Origin of the sequence: Labedella populi, from assembly GCF_004078655.1 — a bacterium.
GTDB lineage: Bacteria > Actinomycetota > Actinomycetes > Actinomycetales > Microbacteriaceae > Labedella > Labedella populi.
In genome coordinates, this window is the sequence record NZ_RZNC01000004.1 from 15,020 (window position 1) to 34,530 (window position 19,511).

A 19,511-nucleotide genomic window follows, 5' to 3' on the forward strand; every position below is an offset into this window, starting at 1 on the left:
ATGAGCGACACGACGGTACCTGCCAAGGCTCGGGCGCGAGGGCACGTCGAACCCGCATTCGAGCGCGTCCGCGACGAGTTCGAGCGCATGCTCGGCGTCGATCCCGGGTACGGCGCTCAGGTGACGGCCATCTGGCGGGGTCGTACGGTCGTCGATCTCGTCGGCGGTCGGGGTACGGAGAGCGACTCCATCACGGGGGTCTTCTCGGTCACGAAGGGGATCGCGGCAACGGTCGTCGGTCTCCTCGTCACGCGTGGGCAGCTCCGACTCGACGCGGCCGTCGCCGAGTACTGGCCGGAATTCGGAGCGGCCGGGAAGGCCGCCATCACCGTGAGGGAGGCACTCTCGCACCGGGCTGGAATCGTGGGGGTCCCCGAGCGCTTCACCGTCGACGAACTCGTCGATTCGTCGCTCGCAGCTGCGAAGATCGCCGCTCACCCGCCGCTGTGGCAGCCCGGCTCGGCGCACGGTTACCATGCGATCACCATCGGCGTACTGATGGAGGAACTCGTGCGTCGCGTCTCGGGACGGAGCTTGCAGAGCATCTACGAATCGGAGATCCGCGCCCCCCGAGAAATCGACTTCCACCTCGGGGTCCCCTCCTCCGAGGAATACCGTTACCGCGCTGCGCTCCCGGCCGTCGTGCCACCAGATGCGGAGGTCCCTCCGCCCCCCTCGAGCGACGGACTTCAGGCGCTCGCGTTCAACGTCCTCCACTCGAGCCTTCCCCCGACGGCCGGCGAGATGGGCCCGAACAATCGTGCGGTCCGTGCCGCCGGCATCGCGTCGATCGGAGGTGTCGGTTCGGCGAGGGGTCTCGCGGCCGTCTATGCAGCGGTTCTCGGTGACGACTCGACGGCTCCCCTGCTCTCGACCGAGACGATCGCCGAGATGAGCAGGCAGCACGCGTTCGGGCTCGACCGTGTGCTCGGCTTCACGACGTCCTTCGGGATCGGCTTCATGAAACCCCACCCGGCGATGGATTTCGGAAGCTATCGCGCTTTCGGGCACGATGGTGCCGGCGGCGCGCTCGCCTTCGCCGATCCGCTCCACGACCTCGCCTTCGGGTACATCCCGACCCCCATGCAGCTCCCGGGAGGCGCCGACCCGAAGGCGATCACCCTGTCGCAGACCATCCGCTCCTGCGTCCGGGACGTGTGAGCGGCGACTCGCCCCTCAGCCGCGCGAGGACCCGTCGGCCGGCGACGACCCCATGATGCGCGCCGCGATACGGCCGATGCTCGCGACGGCCTCCGGGAGCCCGGGGTGATCGAGATACCCGTGAACCGTCCCCGGTTCGAAGATCGTCTCCGCGGAGACGCCGGCGTCGGCGAGCAGGGAGCCGAACTCCTCACCGGATGGCCGGAGGTCGTCGGCCTCCGCGTTGACGATGAGGGTCGGGGGGAGACCGTCGAGGCGCGCGTGCGCAGGGAATGCGACGGGGTCGGCGGTGCTGCCCGATGCCCCGACGTAGTTCTCGGTGACCGCTCGTATGAACTGCGGGCTGAACCGGAGCTCCGGGGGCACCGCGATGGCCGCCTCTCGCGCTGCGGGTCCGGGCGCGGGCACCCTGTCGTGCAGGACGGGGTAGAAGAGCAGGAGCGACGCGGGAAGAGCGCCCCCGGCGTCGCGCTCGCGTACGGCGACTCCGGCCACGAGGTTGGCGCCTGCGCTCGCTCCCCCGAGGTGGAGGTCGCGGGCGGCGACGCCCAGCAGGCCCTCGTCCGTCGCAGCCGCCCGCCATCCCGTGAGGACGTCGTCGGAGAGGGCCGGATGCGACACCCCGGCGAGCGCCTTGCGATAGTCGAGCGCGAGGACCGGGATCCCGCGGGCCGCGAGCTCCATACCGACCCAGTGCGACTCGGGCATGTCGAGGCTGCCCGAGATGAAGGCACCTCCGTGCACCCACACGAGCCCGGATCCGGACGCCGTCGGACCCGTGTACACGCGGCCGCATACGGCCCCGTCCGACCCGGCGAACTCGACATCGCGGATCCGCACATCGCTGAGGTGCGGAAACCGACCGACGAGCGACGCGGTGTCGATGTCGCGCCTCGGGTCCTCGGCGGGGAGCATCCCGAGAAGCATCTCGAACCGGTCCCGGCCGTCGTCGGCCGCAGCCGAAGCGTCCTCACTCCCCGTCACGAGATGCTCTCGTTCTCGAGTACGACCGTGATCGGAAGGTCGACGACGCTCGATCCGATGCGCAGGGTCAGTGGCCCGGTCCGCACGACCCACGACGACAGACCAGCGTCCCATCGGGACACGGAGCGCGCACGGACGGGAACACGTACCGGGCCGGAGAAGCCCACCGCTTCCCGTGCTATGCCGGATCCGACGAGCCACCGGACGGGGCCGTCGGGGTCGCCTTCGGACCGCTCCGCGTACACCTGCACGACGAGCTTGCCGTCACGTCGCCCGATGTTCTCGACATCGACGATCACGGCGAGGTCGTCGTCAGCGATCGAGCCCTCGACGCGAACCGACCTGAAGGACCACTCGGTGTAGCCGAGGCCCCAGCCGAAGGGGAACGCCGGCTTACGGCCGGAGGCGAGCCAGGCGCGGTAGCCGACATTCACCCCCTCGTCGTAGGCGAGAGTCCCGTCGACCGGTGCGACGTCGAGCACGGGGACGTCGCTCTCCGCCGCCGGCCACGTCGTCGGGAGGCGACCCCCCGGTTCGGAGACTCCGAGGAGGATGTCGGCGATCGCGGCTCCCATCTCCTGGCCCCCGAAGTACCCGAGCAGGACCGCGGACACCTCGTCACGCCAGGGCATGAGCACGGGCGAGCCGGCGTTCACGACGACCACCGTGCGCGGGTTCGCGCGCGCCACGGCGTGAACGAGCGCGTCCTGGTGGCCCGGCAGCGACAGAGAAGTCCGGTCGAAGCCCTCCGACTCCACCTTCTCGTTCGTGCCCACGACCACGAGAGCGACGTCGGCGGCACGGGCGTTCGCCACGGCCTCCGCGATCAACACGTCAGCGCTCTGAGGGAGCGGTGCCGATCCGAGGGTCACAGACGCCGCGCCGGGCAACGGGTCGTCCGGCAAGACGTCGAATTCTCCCCTGATCACTCGCTCGATGCCTCCCCGGTTCGTGATGAGGGTCGTCGCCGACGGCGGAGAGAGGAGCCCGATCCCGACATCGTCGCCGTCCACCTCGACATGCGCCTCGAGTTCGAGTACGCCGTCGACGTAGATCCGCCCGGAACGGGAGGAGGCGAAACCGATCGCCGCCTGCCCATCGGCTTCCGGCATGAGGGTGGTCTCGACGACGATGGTCTTCGCTCGCCCGAGCGGCACATCTCCGTCGAACCAGACGAGGGCGGACGAGAACCGGTCCTCGGAGAAGATCTCCGCGCCCTCATCGTCCAAGAAAGTGACGCGGATGCCGGCCTCCCCGGTGTAGGGATTCGACAGACGGTCGAGCGGGAACGCCTCGACCCCCTCCGAGACGACCGCGCCCTGCGAGTAGGACACGGCAGCGTGCGGGAGTCCCGCGCGGACGGATTCGAGCGGCGTGGTCGAGTAGGCCGGCACGACCGTCGCGCTCCCACCGCCCTGTGTTCGCGGAGACCGCGCGTGATGACCGATGACGGCGATCGTCGAGATCGCGGAACCGTCCCACGGAAGCTCGTCGTTGTTCGTGAGGAGGACGGCCCCCTCGACCGCCGCCTCGCGAGCGAATGCGCTCACGTCGATCTCGATGGGGAAGACGGGGTCGGAACCCGCGAGCGCACCCACCCGGTGGGCGAGGCGAAGCAGTCGATGCACCTTCCGATCGACGGCGTCGGACGACACGGTACCGTCGATGACGGCGCGCGTGAGTGACTCGCTCCATGCGGGTGACGGACCCGGCATCGCCAGATCCGTGTCGGCGCGCGCGGCCTCGAGGCTGCGCACCGCCGTCCAGTCGCTGACGACCACGCCGTCGAACCCCCATTCCGTCGACAGCGGATCCGAGAGAAGGGCGTTCTCCGTCATCGTGACGCCGCCGATCGAGTTGTAGGCCGCCATCAGGGCCCAGGGGCCCGCTTCGACGGCGAGCTCGAAGGGGAGGAGGTAGAGCTCCCGCAGAGCGCTCTCGCTCAGCCGCACATCCACCGTGAAGCGATCGGTTTCGGAGTCGTTGGCCACGTAGTGCTTCGGCGTGGCGGCGACGCCGTTGTCCTGAAGACCGCGGACGTACGAGGCGGCCAACACGCCCGAGAGCAACGGATCCTCGCTGAACGCCTCGAAGTGGCGACCGCCGAGTGGGGAGCGGTGCAGGTTGATGGTGGGCCCGAGGACGACGTCGACGTCCTTCCGGCGGGCCTCCCCCGCTGCGACGGCACCGTAGCGGTACGCGAGCGCCGGGTCCCATGATGCGGCCAGAGCGGAACCGGAAGGGAGACTGGCCGACGGACGTCGTTCGTCCCAGACGGGGCCCCGGACTCCGGACGGACCGTCCGACAGGATCATCGCGCGCAACCCGATCCGCTCGATGGGCGCCGTCGACCAGAAACTCGCTCCCGAGACGAGCACGACCTTCTCATCGAGCGTGAGCTCGGCGACCAGGGACCGGATCCGCTCCTCGATCGCGCTCACAGCGCGGCCGCCGAGGTCGTCTCCGACGGCGTGCGTTGCGCGTCGATCAGTCGACGCCGCTCGACGCGGCGCACCTCCTGGCGGCGCGGGTGCGGGACGGGCGCGGCCATGAAGAGCCGCTGCGTGTACGGGTGCACCGGTCGCGCCGTGACCTGATCGCCGTTCCCCACCTCGACGATCTCGCCGTGATACATGACGGCGACCCGGTGACTGACGTGGCGGACGACGGACAGGTCGTGGGAGATGAAGAGGTACGCGACGCCCGTCCGCTCCTGGATCTCGATGAAGAGATCCAGGACTCGGGCCTGCGTCGTGAGATCGAGGGCGGAGACGGGCTCATCGCAGACGACCAGTCGCGGCTCGAGGGCCAAGGCCCGTGCGATCGCTATCCGCTGGCGCTGACCGCCGCTGAAATCACGCGCTCGTCGTTGTGCCGCGTCGCTGGGGAGGCCGACGTCGTCGAGAAGCTCGGCGACACGGCCTCGAGCGTCCGACTCGGAGACGCCCCGGGCGCTCAGTGGCTCGCTGAGGATGCTGCCGATCGTCATCGACGGGTTCAGAGAGCTGTACGGATCCTGGAAGACCACTTGGATGTCACTGCTCAGCGCTCTCCGTTCGCGGCGGGAGAGACCGCTGATTTCGCGGCCGTCGAAGCGGATGGAGCCCGATTCAACCGGCGCAAGACCCAGCACGGCTCGTCCGAGTGTCGTCTTGCCGGACCCCGACTCACCCACGAGGCCCATCGTCTCCCCCGGTCGGATGTCGAGTGAGACGCCCTTGAGCGCCCGGAAGGGAGCAGCGCGGAAGCCCTTCTTCGGGTACGAGACGACGAGGTCCTCGATCGTGAGTAATGCGGTCATCGGGTGATCTCCTTGTGGGATTCGAGCGGCTTCCGGGCGTCGCCGTCCTCGAGGATGGCTCCGAGCAGAGAGCAGGTGTACTCGTGTTCGGGGTGGTCGAAGATGGCATCGACCGGTCCGCTCTCGACGATCCGGCCGCTCTGCATGACGGACACACGGTCGCACAGGTCGGCGACGACCCCGAAATTGTGCGTCACGATGAGGACGGCCATCCCCCTCTCCCGTTGCAGATCTCGGAGGAGGTCGAGGACCTCGGCCTGAACCGTGACGTCGAGCGCCGTCGTCGGTTCGTCGGCGATCACGAGTTCGGGGTCGCAGGAGACGGCGCCGGCGATGAGCACCCGCTGCGCCATGCCACCCGAGATCTCGTGAGGATAGGCGGCGAAGGCGTGAGCCGGATCGGGGATGCCGACGCGCTCGAGGAGTGCGAGGGCACGACTCCTCGCCTCCCCTCGCGAGAGACCGAGGACGACTCTCAGCGGTTCGACGAGCTGACTGCCGATCGTGAACGACGGATCGAGGTTCGACATCGGCTCCTGCGGTACATAGGCGATCCGGCGGCCACGCACCCGTGCATACGAGCCCTCCCCTGCCTCGTCGAGGCGGTCTCCGGCGAACTCGATGGAGCCGGCTTCGATGTGACCTCCGGAGGAGAGCAGGCCGAGGATCGCGAAGGCCGTCTGCGTCTTGCCGGATCCGGACTCGCCGATGAGCCCGTGCACCTCACCGCTTCGGACGTCGAGATCGACGCCCTTCACGACCTGGGTCGATCCGCCGCCCTCGCGGTCGTACGCGACAACGAGGTCGCGGACGCGGAGAAGCACGTCCGGATCGGTCACCAGCGCTCGGCTGTCGTCGGGGTGCACGATCGTGGCGGGGCGGTCGGCTCGAGTGTCGGACACGGCTGCCGGTCGTCGCCGAGCACGAGGTCGCGGGGCGGACCGCTCGAGCTCGTCACGCGCGGCGTTCGCCACGAGGACGAGAGCCATGCTCGTGAGCCCGATGGCGAGGGACGGCCACAGCATCAGGACCGGGGCCCGATAGATCTGGGCGAAGCCGTCGTTCAGCATGCCTCCCCAGGTCGGGACCGCCTGGTCACCGAGCCCGAGGAATTCGAGGCCGGACTGGACCGCGATCGCGATTCCGAGCAGGACGGCCGACTGGATGATGATGGGTGCTCGGACGACCCCGAGGATGTGACGGCCGATGATGCGCGCATCACTCAATCCTGCCACGCGCGCGGCGTCCACGTAGAGTTCGTCGCGGACCGCCCGGACGGAGACGTGCACCAGGCGGAAGAACGCCGGCGACAGCAGGACGCCGAAGATCGCCATCGATACCCAGATCGACGGCCCGAGAGCCGCTCGCGCGGCGAGGAGGACGACGATCGCCGGCAGCGCCATCACGATCGCCGTGAGCCAGGACGACACGGTATCCAAGAGACCGCCGTAGTATCCGGCGATGAGTCCTCCGACGACGCCAACGAGGAGAGCGACGACGAGGGCGAGCAACGCTCCCGCGATGCTGATCTGGGTCGCACTGAGAAGCCGCGAGAGTACGTCGCGCCCCGCCGAATCCCCTCCAAGGGGATGCGCGGCACTCGGGTCGGCGACGACGAGCTGCAGCGAGGAGAGCGTCGGGTCCACCGGTGCGATCCACCTCCCGACGACGGCGACGACGGCGACGACCGCGAGGAAGGCCAGAGCGGCCACCGCGACCGGGTTGCGGAGGAGGCGTCGGAAGAGGGACTGGCGGGCGAGGGTCGGTGCGACGACGGGGGCCGCGGCGTATTCGGTCACGAGAGCCTGACTTTGGGGTTGAGCGCTGCTTGCGCGAGGTCGATCACGAGATTGACGAGAACGACGAGTACGGCCGTCGCCATGACGAGCCCCATGACCATGGGAATGTCGGCCTTCACCGTCGAGCTGACGGCGAGTTGTCCGAGTCCCGGGATCGCGAAGATCTGCTCGACGATGACGGCCCCGCCGAGGAGTCCGACGAACTGGACGGCGAGGACCGCGAGCGCGGGCCCGGCGGCGTTCCGGAGGACGTGTCGCGCGACGACGCGCCGTGAGCTCAGACCGCGACTCCGCAGGGTGCGGACGTAGTCGCGCTCCCGCGCGTCAGCGACGGAACCTCTCACCTGCTGTGCGACGACGACGATGGTGCCGAGCGCGAGGGCGACCACCGGGAGCGTCACCGACGAGAGCCACCCCGCGATGGACGACGTCGGCGGCACGTAGCCCGTGGCCTTGAAGAGCCCGAGCTGCAACGAGAACACGAGGACGAGGCCGAGAGCGACGAGGAAGCCGGGGATCGCGAACCCGAGGATCGAGACGAACTGCACGAGACGGTCCACCCATCCGCCTCGCGTCGCGGCGAGCACGCCGAGGACGACCCCCACGACGGCGGAGAGGATCGTGGCACCGAGCACGATCGACAGAGTGACGGAGAGTCTGCTCGTGACTCCGGTCGCGACGAGCTCGCCCGTGAACCACGAACGACCGAACTGACCCTGGACCGCATGGACGAGCCAGTCGGAGTACTGCTGCCAGAGCGGGCGGTCGAGGCCGAGTTCGGCGGTTTTGCGCGCCACGAGCTCGGTCGTCGCGTTCTGACCGAGGATGCGGCGCGCGATGTTGTCGCTGTTCGCATAGAGCAGCGCATAGGCGAGCGCCGAAACGGCGACCACGAGCACGAGGCCGACGAGCAGCCGTCGGAGGATGAAGCGGATCATGACGTGTCCCTGGTGGGGTGGATGGAAAGGGAGGACGAGGCCGGGGACGGGCGCTGACCCGTCCCCGGCGGGCGGATCAGCCGACGGGCTTGATGTCGTAGATCGAGGGCACCATGTTGGTCGGGTTGAGCGTCACGTCGGTCTCCGCGTCGTGCGCGAAGCCGGCGCTCACCCGGTAGTACGGCGCGAACCAGCCCTGCTCGACGATGTAGCGGTTGAGCTCCTTCGCCTTCTCGACCTGCGTCGCCACGTCCCCGGTCTGGATCTCGGAGATGAGGGCCGCCGTCGTCTCGTCCTCGTAGTGGAACGGGTTGAACGGAGCGGTCGGCGAGATCATGAACTGGATGAGCTGCCAGTCGGCGTTGGCCTCGAGCTGCATGGGTGCCGCGGGGTACTTGGCAGCGGACATGTCGGCGATGTAGTTCTCGACGGGAGTGTCGGTGAAGGTCACATCGATGCCGACGTCGGCGAGCTGCTGCTCGATGAGGGGGAACTGAGCCGCGCCGAGGACCACCGTGCTCGGCATGGAGAGCTCGAACCCGTCCGGGTAACCCGCCTCCGCGAGGAGGTCCTTTGCCTTCTCCGGGTCGTATTCGTAGTAGCTGTCGAGCTCGGGGTCGTAGGCCTCGCTCGTCGCTTTGAAGACCTGCGTGGTCACGGTGCCGTTCCCGAGCTGGAGCGCCTCCAGCAGTCCTTCTCGGTCGAGCGCGTAGTTGATCGCCTGGCGGACGCGTACGTCGCCCATCGCCGGGTTCAGCTCTCCCCCACGGTCGAACAGGAGAAGACCCTGGAAATTGAGCTCGCTGGCCTGGATGGTCCAGCCGGCCCCCTCGACCTGGTCGAGGTTGTTGTTGTCGGCCAGCACGAGCGTGTTGATCTCGCCCGCCTTCAACGCGTTCACCGCTGCCGTCGGGTCCGAGAGGACGTTCATGGTGATGGTGTCGTAGTGCTGGACGTCCGGATTCCAGTAGTCCTCGTTCTTCGTGAAGACGTAGGAGGTCCCCGTCACGGTCGCGCCGAGATCGAGCACGTAGGGACCGGATCCGACGGGGTTCGTGTCGGCGTCCTCGGCATCGAACGTCGACGGCGCCGCGATGAGGCCGGCCTCCCGGCTCAGGTAGCTGGTCAGGGCGGGGTCGGGTGCGCTCAGGGTGAGCACGACGGTCGAGTCGTCCGTGGCCTCGATCGTCTCCACGTTCGCGAGGTCGCCGGCGTAGGCACCACCACCGTCCTTGAAGCGCTGGAGGTTCTGCTGCACGATCTCCGCGGTGAGGTCGCTGCCGTCGGTGAAGGTCACGTCGTCTCGAATGGTGAGAGTGAGCTCGGTGTTGTCGTCGTTGTAAGAGAAGTCAGACGCGAGGTAGGGGCCGACGGTCCCGTCGGACCTCCCCTCGAGGAGAGTGTCGTAAACGGCCTGGTAATAGAGCGCGCGGTTGCCCCACTCGGCTTGCGTCACATCGAACGTGCCCTGGGCGAGGATCTGTCCGAATACGGCGGACTGGGTCTCACCGCCCGGCTCTTCGGTCGTCGCGCACCCGGCGAGGGCGAGAACGGCGACCGCGGCGACGACGGCTGTGGCCTTCAAACGGATCATCATCGGTCCTGTTCGTCATGGGCGATCGTCGGTGACCACCTCTGTGCGAGGACGTTAGCACCAAAACCTAGCGCCCACTAGGTATTAAGAAATCACGATTCGGACACGGCGCTCGGGGGCTTCCACCGGCGCCCCGTCGGGCCTACTCGAAGCCAGCCGGTAGGGTGAACGGATGGTCCGGCAGGGAGATCGCGTGACCGATGACGTCCGCTCGACAAGCGCCGGCAGCGCGCAGAAGCGACGCCCGCGCGGCAGTTACGCGAAGTCGGTCGACACGCAGGAGGCCATCCTCGACGCTGCGCTCGGCGTCTTCGCGCAGAACGGCTTCCGCTCAGGCTCGCTGCGCGAGATCGCCCAGCGGGTAGGCATCAGCGAGGCTGGTCTACTGCACCATTTCGAGAGCAAGGCGCGACTGCTGGCTGCGGTGCTCGACCGGAGGGACGAGCTCGCGCGGGCCATCGTCCCGAGCACCTCCGAGGACGGTGTGAAGACGCTCAGAGGGCTCATCGCTCTCGCACGCTTCAACGCCTCAGAACCGGCGGTCGTCGAGTTGTTCTGCACGCTGTCCGCGGAGGCGACGTCCGCGGCGCACCCCGCGCACGCCTACTTCATCCGACGCTACGAGACGGTGCGCGCGACGGTCTTCGCCGCATTCTCCGACCTCGAGGGTCGAGGCCTCCTCCGGAGCGGCGTGACTCCCGACGGGGCCTCTCGAGCGACGATCGCCATCATGGACGGCCTGCAGATCCAATGGCTCCTCGACCGCGGCCTCATGGATATGGCGGAGGATCTCCACACATTCCTCGGCACCCTGACGAGCGCCGATCTGTGACCGCGGTGGTCACGCCGAGCGCGACCACCGCGATCCGCTGTCGCCCCTAGAAGGCCACGACCGGCTTCACGACCTCTCCCGAGGCCGAGTCCGCGAAGCCCTGGTTGATGTCCTCGAGCGCATAGCTGCGCACGAGCTTGTCGATGGGGAAGCGCCCCTCCTTCCACAATTCGACGAGCTTCGGGATGAATACCTGAGGGACCGAGCTGCCCTGAACGATCGTGGTGAACGTCCACCCCTTCACGAGCGACAGTCCGATCTCGAAGGACACCTCGGTTCCGGGCTTAGCGGCCCCCACCAGGGCGAGCGTGCCCCGGAGCGCGAGGGCGTCGGCGGCCTGACGGAGCAGCTCCGGGCGTGCGGTCGTGTCGAGCACGTAGTCGGCTCCGACGCCCCCCGTGAGACGCATGATCTCCTCGGTGAGGTCCGACTCGCGGGTGTTGATCGTGTCGGTCGCACCGAGCTCCCGGGCGAGGTCGAGCCGAGAGGGATGGATGTCGACGGCGATGACGCGTGAGCAGCCGGCGACTCGGCCGGCCATGATGGCCCCGGAGCCGACGGCACCGGTTCCGATCACGACGAGCGAGCTGTTGAGGCCGGGCTTGAGCTGATTCAGGATCGACCCGGCACCGGTCTGGATACCGCAGCCCAGCGGAGCCATGATCTCGAGCGGCACGTCGTCGTCGACCTTGATGACGCTCTCCTCGACGACGTTGGCGTACGTCGAGAACGACGACTGCCCGAAGAAGTGCGAGGAGATCACCTCTTCGTCCTTCGACAGCGCCGTCGATCCGTCGGGTCGTCGTCCGCCGAAATCGGCCGCGAAGAGATTCTCGCAATAGGCCATCTGGCCGGCGCGGCAGCGAGCACAGTGTCCGCAATAGGCGGCCGCCAGCAGGACATGATCTCCCGGCTCGACCGTTCGGACGGAATCGCCCACCGCTTCGACGATGCCCGCGCCTTCGTGACCGAGGACGGCCGGCAACGGGGTCGGATAGACCTGATCGCGGACGATCGCGTCCGTGTGACAGACGCCCGAGGCGACCATCCGCACGCGGACCTCGTTGTGCCGGAGGTCGTCGAGCTGGAGTTCCTCGATGACGAGGTCGGCGTGCGGCTCGCGAGCCACCGCCGCTGTGACCGTGATGCTCATCCGTGTCTTCCGTTCCGCTTAGAAGGGGTAGGCCTGGTCGGACTGCTCGACGGTGATCCACTTGAGTTCCGTGAACTCGTTGATCACCGCTCGACCGTCGAAGCGACCGAAGCCGCTCGCCTTCGTCCCGCCGTACGGCGCCTGCGCCTCGTTCTGGACGGTCGCGCCGTTGACGTGCACATGCCCGGCGTCGATGCGCATGGCCACCTGAAGCGCGCGGTGACTGTCCTTCCCGAAGACCGCCGCCGCGAGTCCGTACTCGGTGTCGTTGGCCACCTGCACGGCCTCGTCGACGTCCGAGACGCGCACGACCGTGGTGATGGGCCCGAAGGTCTCCTGGTCGTAGATCGCCATGTCCGGTCGCACCTTGTCGACGATCGTCGCCGCCATCGACGCTCCATCCGCACGACCCCCGACGACGACCGTCGCACCCTTCTCGACCGCATCGTCGATGAGACCGTTGATGCGGTCGCCCGACTCCGCGCGGACCATCGGACCGATGACGCAGGACGGGTCGGTCATGGGGTCGCCCGAGACGAGCTGCCCGGCGCGTTCGGCGAACTTCGCGACGAACTCGTCGGCGATCGACTCGTCGACGACGAACCGCTCCGTCGACATACAGATCTGCCCCTGGTACATGAAGGATCCGAACACGGCGGCGTTGACCGCTCCGTCGATGTCGGCGTCGTCGAGCACGACGAGAGGCGCCTTCCCTCCGAGTTCGAGCAGAACGGGCTTGAGGTGACGGGCGGCCTTCTCGGCGATGATGCGGCCGATAGCCGTCGAGCCCGTGAAATTGACCCGGCGGACGGCGGGATGAGCGATGATCGCTTCGACCACGCGGTCCGAGTCCTCGGCGCTGCTCGTGATGAAATTGAGAACACCGGCCGGGAGACCGGCGTCGTGAAGCACCTCGGCGATGATGGCGTGGGTGCGCGGGCTCGTCTCCGACGCCCGGAACACGACCGAGTTCCCGCACACGATGGGGTACGCGATCGCCCGCGCCGCGAGGACGCCCGGACCGTTCCACGGTGCCATACTGAACACGACGCCGGCGGCCTGCCGGACCGTCATCGACAGCGTCCCGGGCTTGTCCGTCGGGATCGTCTCTCCTTGGATCTGCGTCGCCAGTCCCGCTGCTTCACGGAACAACTGAGCGGTGAGGAAGACGTTGAAGCCGGCCCAGAGTTGCGCTGCGCCGACCTCGGACATCATGGTCTGGATGAAATCGCCGGCACGCTCCTCGATGAGGTCGGCCGCTTTGAGCATGACCGCACGTCGCTGCGTCGGTCCGGTGGTCGACCACGAACGGAACGCCGTCGACGCCGACTCGACGGCGTCGAGTGCGTCCTCGACGCTCGCCGCCGCCCCCTCGGTGACGACCTCGCCGGTCACGGGATTGCGTCGCTCGAACGTCTTGCCTTCGCGGGCGCTGCGGCCCTCGTTGTCGATGATGAGCTTGGTTTGCATCGGATCTCCTCGGTCGCCGTTGACTCGTAACCCGTCACGCCTCGGGTGTGACGGTGTAACGGTAGCACGCCGAGGCGCAAAATGGTGTTATACGTTTTGAGGAACGAGGGCGCCGTTGCCGATCGGCGCTCCGATCACCGATTCCACGTACTCGGTCGCCGCGGGAGCGAGTGCGCCGTGCGTCGCCAGGAACATGCCGTGTGCGTCCGCTCCTCGCCATCCGTCCGGCCGGAGGGCGAGCGGGAGCGACGGGTCGCGGAACGGGAAGTGGCGATACGTCGAGACCAACTCGGTGCGGGCGGCGAGAGCAGCCGCCCCGTCCAGCTCAGCGACGGAGTCCTCGAGGACGGCGTGTTCGACGATGAAGCGTTCGTAGTCCACATTCAGCGCCACGAGATCCCAACACCGCTCGGCGAGGCTCCGGTCGCCGTCGACGCTGTCGCTCCGCGCCAGGAGAACGTCGACCGTCGCCGAGGGGAATTCGCCGCGCAGCCTGTGCGCGCGAACGCGCTGATCGCTCGGGGTCAACCACGTGGACATGGTGAGCGAGCCGAATCCAAGCCAGGAAAGCCTCTTCTTGAGCTGCTCGCGCACGGAGCGGTCGCTTTCGTCGAGCTGGAAGATTACCTGCGTCCAGGCGCCGTCCCACTCGTCGGCGTACGGTTCGAAGATGCGGGATCGACCCTCATCGAGAACGACCAACAACTCGTCGCTCAGCCGATAGATCGTCTCGCGGCCAACTCGGCGCGTCGTGAACCACCCCTCCTGCCGGAGCCGGGACAACGTCACGCGGGTCGTCGCCGGCTCGACGCCGAGAGCCGCCAGAAGGGTGACGAGATCGCTCGCCCTGACCTCGCTGTCGACGTAGCGCAGGTAGTCCCCGAACACGTCCAGGATCAGCGCTCGCGGCTTCATCGTCGTCGTTGCCATAATCGACCGATCCTTCCTCGCGCGCGACACCCCGATCAGTATGTTCTCATCTCCGTGGCCTCAGACTGCCGGGGCGAGCTTGCCGGCGACGTCCTCCCGGAGGAGCTTCTTGTCGATCTTCCCGACCTTCGTGAGCGGAAGGGTATCGAGCACCTCCAATCGCTCCGGAAGTTTGAACGCCGCAACACCCTCCTCCGTCATGAACGCTCGAACCGTCTCCAGGTCGAGATCGGCGCCCGGGCGGAGCTCGACGTAGAGGCAGAGGCGTTCGCCGAGCACGGGATCCGGCATACCGACCGCCGCCGCGAGCTCGACGGACTCCAGCCGGTACACGATGTTCTCGACCTCCTCGGCGGAGATCTTCTCACCACCCCGGTTGACGAGGTCCTTCTCCCGCCCGTGCACGACGAGGTTGCCGTCCGAACGGCGCACGACGACGTCCCCGGAGCCGTACCACCCGTCGACGAACGCGCGCTCGTTGTGCTCCGGCGCGCGATAGTAGCCACGAGGCGTGTACGGACCGCGCGTGAGGATGAGGCCAGGGGTCCCGTCGGGAACGTCCTTTCCGTCGGCATCGACCACGCGGATCTCGTCCCCGTCAGAAACGGGGCGGCCCTGCGTCGACACGATCACGTCGTCGGGGTCGTCGAGGCGCGTCATGTTGATGAGCCCCTCGGCCATCCCGAACACCTGCTGCAGCGTCGCGCCGAGCTCGGGCCGCACGCGTGCCGCGAGTTCATCGGGCATCCGCGAGCCCCCGACCTGAAGGACCTGCAGAGACGCGAGCGACTCCGCGCCCACCTCACGCCGGTGGTCGATCCAGCGCTGAGCGACGGCCGGTACCGCCGATGCGATCGTCACCTTCTCCTTCGCGATGGTCGCAAAGCCGCGGACCGGTTCCGGACTCGGGAGCATGACCGCGGTTCCACCGACGAAGAGGGTGCCGAGCACTCCGGGGCATGCGAGCGGGAAGTTGTGGCTCGCGGGAAGCGTCCCGAGGTAGACGGTGTCCGACGTCAACCCGCTGACGACGGCGGTGGCGACGACGTTGTAGGCGTAGTCGTTGTGGGTGCGTGTGATGAGCTTGGGCAGCCCGGTCGTTCCTCCGGACAGCAGGAAGCACGCCGGCGAGTCCGGGTGCGGTGCGAGAGCATCGATCCGCTCCCGCGCGCCGGGATTCTCGGGAGCCGCGAGGAGGTCGTCAAGGGAGATCGCCGGTGCGCGCGTCTCGCCCGTCGTCAGAATCCACCGCACGACCGGGGCGGTGGCCGCCACCTTCTCGGCGAGCGCCTGATGGTCGAAATCCTTGATCCGATCGGGCACCGCGATCGCGACGACCTCCGCCAGTTCCGCCAGATACGTCAATTCATGGTGACGGTGGGCCGGAAGCGCCATCACCGGGATGACCCCTGATCGGAAGCACGCGAGTGCGAAGACGACGAACTGCCAGTCGTTCGGCAGCTGCACGAGGACGCGGTCGTCCGGCTTGAGTCCGAGGGCGAGGATCCGCTCCGCGGCGGCGTCTGCCCGCTCGACGAGCTCTCGGTACGTCAGCCGCAGTGGCCCGCTGACGAGCGCTGTCTTGTCCGGATTCCGGTCCGCCGCATCGAGCACGTACTCCCCGAGGGGACGGTCCCGCCACCAGCCGCGTTCCCGGTACCGGGCGGCGTCCTCGAGCGGCCAGGGAACGACCCCGTTCCTCGTCGGTTCCGTCATGTGGTCCTCACTTCCTTGTGAGCGGGCAGCACGATGGCGTCGAGGGCGACGATACCGGTCGCGGTGCTGCGAAGGGGATTGATCTCGATCTCGTCGACGACGCCGTCCGCGACGAGCGCACCGAGTCCCACGACGATGCCTCCGAGCACCTCGAGATCCACCGGCGCGCTCCCCCGGTGGCCGAGGAGGAGCTCGCGCGCGACGAGATCCTCCACCATGGCGACGGCGGCGGTGCGCGTGAGCGGAGCCGTGCGGATGGCGACGTCGCCGAGGACCTCCGTCGCGATGCCGCCGACGCCCATGGCGACGATCGGGCCGAAGACGGTGTCGTTGCGGGCACCGACCACCAGGTCGATGCCGGGGGCCGCCATCGATTCGACGAGGAACTCCGACGCGCCTGCGGTCTCGAGGTCGTCGAGCGCACGCTCGAGATCCTCCGCGGTGCGCACCCCGAGGACGACTCCCCCGATCTCCGTCTTGTGGAGCACGGAGGCGTCGAGGAGCTTGACGGCGAGCGGAGGATCGAGTGTGCTCCACGCACGCCGGGCCGCCTCCCGATCAGCGCAGCGATATCTCGGCGGCGTGGCGATCCCGAGCGCATCGAGGAGGTCCTTGCCTCGCGCTTCGTCCCACTCCCCCTCGGCGACCGAGGCCACCCAGAGAGGGACGACAGGCGCCGGGGATGAGGCCTCTCGGGAGGCGGCCCTCGATTTCGCATCGTCCGCGAGAGCGGCGAGCCCCTGGGCGAGTTGTGTGGGTCCGGACAGAACCGGGATCCCCGTGTCCCGGCCGGATCGTCGGAGGCTTGACACGTCCGAGGCCGGGCCGTCGACACCCATCACGACGGGGACGTCGTCCGCGACGCCGGCCGCGAGCACGTCGGCCACGATATCGACGACCGGTTCGGTGATCGCGTACACGCCGAGGACGTCCGTCACCGGGTCGGCGGCGACGGTCCGGACGACCGAAGGGAACGTCTCACCGGGCCGGCCGGTGTCGACCGGGTTCGCCTGGAAGGTCAGGGGCGGCAGAAGTCCGGCGAGCACCGCTTTCGTGTCCGCACCGAGCTCCGGGAGGTGATTCGCGTCGCTCAGCGCGTCGGCGATGATGAGGCCGGGCCCGGCCTGGGCCGTGATGAGCGCGACTCCCGGCCGAGCCGACACCCGTGCCCGCCGCGCCGAGAGGGCCGTCGCCGCGGCGACCGCCTGCACCTCGTCCCCGACCAGCACTGCTCCCGCTTGCCGGAGGGCGGCGCGGGTCGTCCGCCACGACGTGGCGAGCGCGCCGGTGTGCGATCGCGCGAACTCCGACACGTCGTTCCGCCCGACGACGAGAGCGATGACGGGTTTGACCGCCGCGAGGGTGGCGACCGCCTCCACGAGTGCCGGGCCGTCCGGAACCGTCTCGACGTGCAGGATGACCGCTCGCGTCGTTTCGTGGCCGACCAGGTAGTGGAGGACATCGGGAGCGGAGACGTCCTGGCCAGCGCCGATGCCGACTCCGAGACTGACGCCTGCCCCGTCGCTCTCGAGCCGGAACGAGAGGACGTGGTTGACGCCACCGCTCGCCGCCACTACGGCCACCGATCCCGGGCCCAATCGGCGGACCCCGGGGACGAAGCTCGCGAAGAGCGACGCGTGCGGGACGAAGAACCCGGACGTGTTCGGCCCGAGCAGGCGGATGCCCGTCTCGGCGACGACCGTGTCGAGGTCTCGGGCATAGTCGACGCCGACGCCGCCGGCCTCGGCGAATCCCCCCGCACAGACGAGGGCGGCACCGACGCCCGCCTCGGCGCTCTCCCTCACCGCCGAGGCGGTGTGCATCGCCGGAACGCACATGACGGCGAGATCGGGAACCGCTCCCGCCGCCGCGGCCTCACCGATCGACGAGTGCATGCCGGCCGTCGGGCGGCTGTTCACCAGCCGCACCTCGCCCGGGAAGGTCTCGAGCGACGAGGCCATGGCGTAGCCGAGCTTCTCCGGGTTGCCGGATGCACCGACGACGACCACGCCCCTCGGCTCGAGGAGGGGCGCGAGGTCACGCGGAAGCATGAGCATGCTCCCGCTTCGCGACGGCGTCCGCGCGGCCGGACAGGATCAGTGTCGCCGCCGCCGCATCGTCGAGTTCGTCGTCGAGGATCACCACGACGCGGCCCGCTTCTAGCCGCGCCCGCTCGGCGACGAGAGTCCTCGTCGTCGCCGTTCCCCCGTGCACGAGCACGACCGGGGCCGCGGTCGACGGCGAGACCTCGGCAGCCGCGCGCTCATCCACAGGGGCTTCGAGCGCCTCGAGCTGCACGCCCTCCTCCAGGGTCGTGTCCGCGGCGTCGCTCAACCGGGCGGGAGCGTCGTCGACGAGACGGAGTCGTCGATCCGTCACTCGCACCGCGCCGAGGTCGAGGGGGCTCTCGAGCGGCGGGGCTCCGTGCTCCCTGCGCCACGCGTCGTCGACGGCCTCGGCGAGATGCGGGTCTCGGCGGCGGACTCGCTCGATGTCGATGCTGCGCGAAAAGAAGTGGAAGGCGAACTTCAGGGGGTCGAGCGCGTCGTAGTACCGACCGAAGTTCTCCCACCAACTGAGGCTCGGGCCTGCTGCGTTCTGGATGCGTTCGACCTCGGGACGGCGCTCCTCCTCGAAGCGTCCGAGCGCCGCGCGGACGTCGAGGTCGGGCGCGGCGAGCTCTCTTGCGAGAACGATGGCGTCCTCCATCGCCATCTTGGTCCCTGAACCCACGGAGAAGTGCGCGGTGTGCACAGCATCGCCGAGCAGGACGACGTTCCCGGAGTGCCACTTCTCGGTGCGACGGGTGCGGAAGTTGCCCCACCGCGAGTTGTTCCCGACGAGTTCCGCTCCGTCGAGGTCGTCGGCGAAGAGCTGCTCGAGGTACCGGCGGGTGACCTCGTCCGACGCTCCGGGCGGAGTGCTCATGTCGAACGCGTCGAGGCCGGCGGCCCGCCAGGTCGTCTCGTCCGTCTCGACGATGAAGGTGCTCAGCTCGTCGCTGATGGGGTACGCATGAGCGGCGAAGTTGCCGTGCTCGTTCTTCCGGTGCAGGAAGGTCAGCCCATCGAAGAGGTGCGTGGTGCCGAACCAGATGAACCTGGCGACGGCCGTCTCGACCGTCGATCCCAGCTCGGGCTCGAGCATGTCCCGGATACGGGAGTTCGCCCCGTCCGCTGCGACGACGACATCGAAGTCGGACAGCTCGCCGAGGGACCTCACCTCGGTGCCGAATCGCAGGTCGACGCCGGCATCGTCCGCCGCCCCCTGCAGCTCACGGAGGAGGACCCGTCGATGCACCGCAGCCATCCCATTCCCGGCGAAGGCGTGGGTCTCCCCTTTGAGGGCGACGGCGATGGCATCCCAGTGGACGCCGTACCGAGCGAGCGCGTCGTGCAGCACGGGATCGGCATCGTCGATGCGCTGCAGCGTTCGATCCGAGAAGACCACGCCGAAGCCGAACGCGTCGGTCGGTCGGTTCCGTTCGAAGAGCGCGACCTCGATGTCGGGCCGGGCCCGTTTCAGGAGAGTGGTGAAGAAGAGGCCTCCGGGGCCGCCGCCGACACAAGCAACACGAATCGCCATTGATTTTCCGTTCCGTCGTTGCTCGTCATTATGCAACACTTGGACGCA

General features: G+C 68.5%; 14 protein-coding genes. 2 read left to right on the forward strand and 12 right to left on the reverse strand.

From position 1 onward, the window contains the following. On the forward strand, window positions 1-1,161 hold the full coding sequence (locus ELQ92_RS11615; protein WP_128499173.1) for a serine hydrolase domain-containing protein: 1,161 nt from the start codon (window positions 1-3) through the stop codon (window positions 1,159-1,161). A gap of 15 nt (window positions 1,162-1,176) precedes the next feature. On the opposite strand, the gene ELQ92_RS11620 is transcribed toward ELQ92_RS11615, so the two are convergent. The 6 genes from ELQ92_RS11620 to ELQ92_RS11645 all read right to left on the reverse strand — a co-directional run bounded on the left by ELQ92_RS11620 (window position 1,177) and on the right by ELQ92_RS11645 (window position 9,777). After that, window positions 1,177-2,145, reverse strand: coding sequence for an alpha/beta hydrolase (locus ELQ92_RS11620; protein WP_166426777.1), 969 nt, complete (start codon window positions 2,143-2,145; stop codon window positions 1,177-1,179). Further along, complete coding sequence (locus ELQ92_RS11625) at window positions 2,142-4,586, reverse strand: beta-glucosidase family protein (RefSeq protein ID WP_128499177.1); 2,445 nt, start codon at window positions 4,584-4,586, stop codon at window positions 2,142-2,144. The genes ELQ92_RS11620 and ELQ92_RS11625 overlap by 4 nt, the downstream gene beginning before the upstream one ends. Further along, window positions 4,583-5,446 (reverse strand): ATP-binding cassette domain-containing protein, encoded by an 864-nt coding sequence (locus ELQ92_RS11630; protein WP_128494814.1) that lies wholly within the window; start codon window positions 5,444-5,446, stop codon window positions 4,583-4,585. Before ELQ92_RS11630 ends, ELQ92_RS11625 begins: the two co-directional genes overlap by 4 nt. Next, entirely contained in the window at window positions 5,443-7,245 is a 1,803-nt protein-coding gene (locus ELQ92_RS11635) for a dipeptide/oligopeptide/nickel ABC transporter permease/ATP-binding protein (protein WP_128499179.1), read from the reverse strand. Before ELQ92_RS11635 ends, ELQ92_RS11630 begins: the two co-directional genes overlap by 4 nt. Next, the gene (locus tag ELQ92_RS11640; RefSeq protein WP_128499181.1) at window positions 7,242-8,183 is read right to left on the reverse strand and encodes an ABC transporter permease; all 942 of its coding nucleotides are present in this window, start codon (window positions 8,181-8,183) and stop codon (window positions 7,242-7,244) included. Before ELQ92_RS11640 ends, ELQ92_RS11635 begins: the two co-directional genes overlap by 4 nt. Before the next feature lie 76 nt (window positions 8,184-8,259). Beyond that, window positions 8,260-9,777: an ABC transporter substrate-binding protein gene (locus ELQ92_RS11645; RefSeq protein WP_128499588.1), complete on the reverse strand. Its 1,518-nt coding sequence runs from the start codon at window positions 9,775-9,777 to the stop codon at window positions 8,260-8,262. 193 nt (window positions 9,778-9,970) lie between these two features. On the opposite strand from ELQ92_RS11645, the gene ELQ92_RS11650 reads away from it, so the two are divergent. Further along, entirely contained in the window at window positions 9,971-10,609 is a 639-nt protein-coding gene (locus ELQ92_RS11650; protein WP_243695002.1) for a TetR/AcrR family transcriptional regulator, read from the forward strand. Window positions 10,610-10,655: 46 nt separating this feature from the next. Here the strand turns inward: ELQ92_RS11650 and ELQ92_RS11655 are convergent, their stop codons facing one another. The 6 genes from ELQ92_RS11655 to ELQ92_RS11680 form a co-directional block, all read right to left on the reverse strand. Continuing rightward, window positions 10,656-11,762 carry an NAD(P)-dependent alcohol dehydrogenase gene (locus ELQ92_RS11655; RefSeq protein ID WP_128499185.1) on the reverse strand — a complete coding sequence of 369 codons (1,107 nt, stop codon included), beginning with the start codon at window positions 11,760-11,762 and terminating at the stop codon, window positions 10,656-10,658. An 18-nt stretch (window positions 11,763-11,780) separates the two neighbouring features. Next, entirely contained in the window at window positions 11,781-13,232 is a 1,452-nt protein-coding gene (locus ELQ92_RS11660) for an aldehyde dehydrogenase (protein ID WP_128499187.1), read from the reverse strand. 87 nt (window positions 13,233-13,319) lie between these two features. Further along, window positions 13,320-14,162, reverse strand: a complete 843-nt coding sequence (locus ELQ92_RS11665; RefSeq protein ID WP_243695003.1) for a PaaX family transcriptional regulator — start codon at window positions 14,160-14,162, stop codon at window positions 13,320-13,322. Between the two features lie 60 nt (window positions 14,163-14,222). Further along, on the reverse strand, window positions 14,223-15,878 hold the full coding sequence (locus tag ELQ92_RS11670; protein WP_128499189.1) for a (2,3-dihydroxybenzoyl)adenylate synthase: 1,656 nt from the start codon (window positions 15,876-15,878) through the stop codon (window positions 14,223-14,225). Next, a complete protein-coding gene (locus ELQ92_RS11675) occupies window positions 15,875-17,935 on the reverse strand; it encodes an acetate--CoA ligase family protein (protein WP_243695004.1) in 2,061 nt (686 codons plus the stop codon). The genes ELQ92_RS11670 and ELQ92_RS11675 overlap by 4 nt, the downstream gene beginning before the upstream one ends. Further along, the gene (locus tag ELQ92_RS11680) at window positions 17,916-19,463 is read right to left on the reverse strand and encodes an FAD-dependent monooxygenase (protein WP_128499191.1); all 1,548 of its coding nucleotides are present in this window, start codon (window positions 19,461-19,463) and stop codon (window positions 17,916-17,918) included. Before ELQ92_RS11680 ends, ELQ92_RS11675 begins: the two co-directional genes overlap by 20 nt. Between the last annotated feature and the right edge of the window lie 48 nt (window positions 19,464-19,511).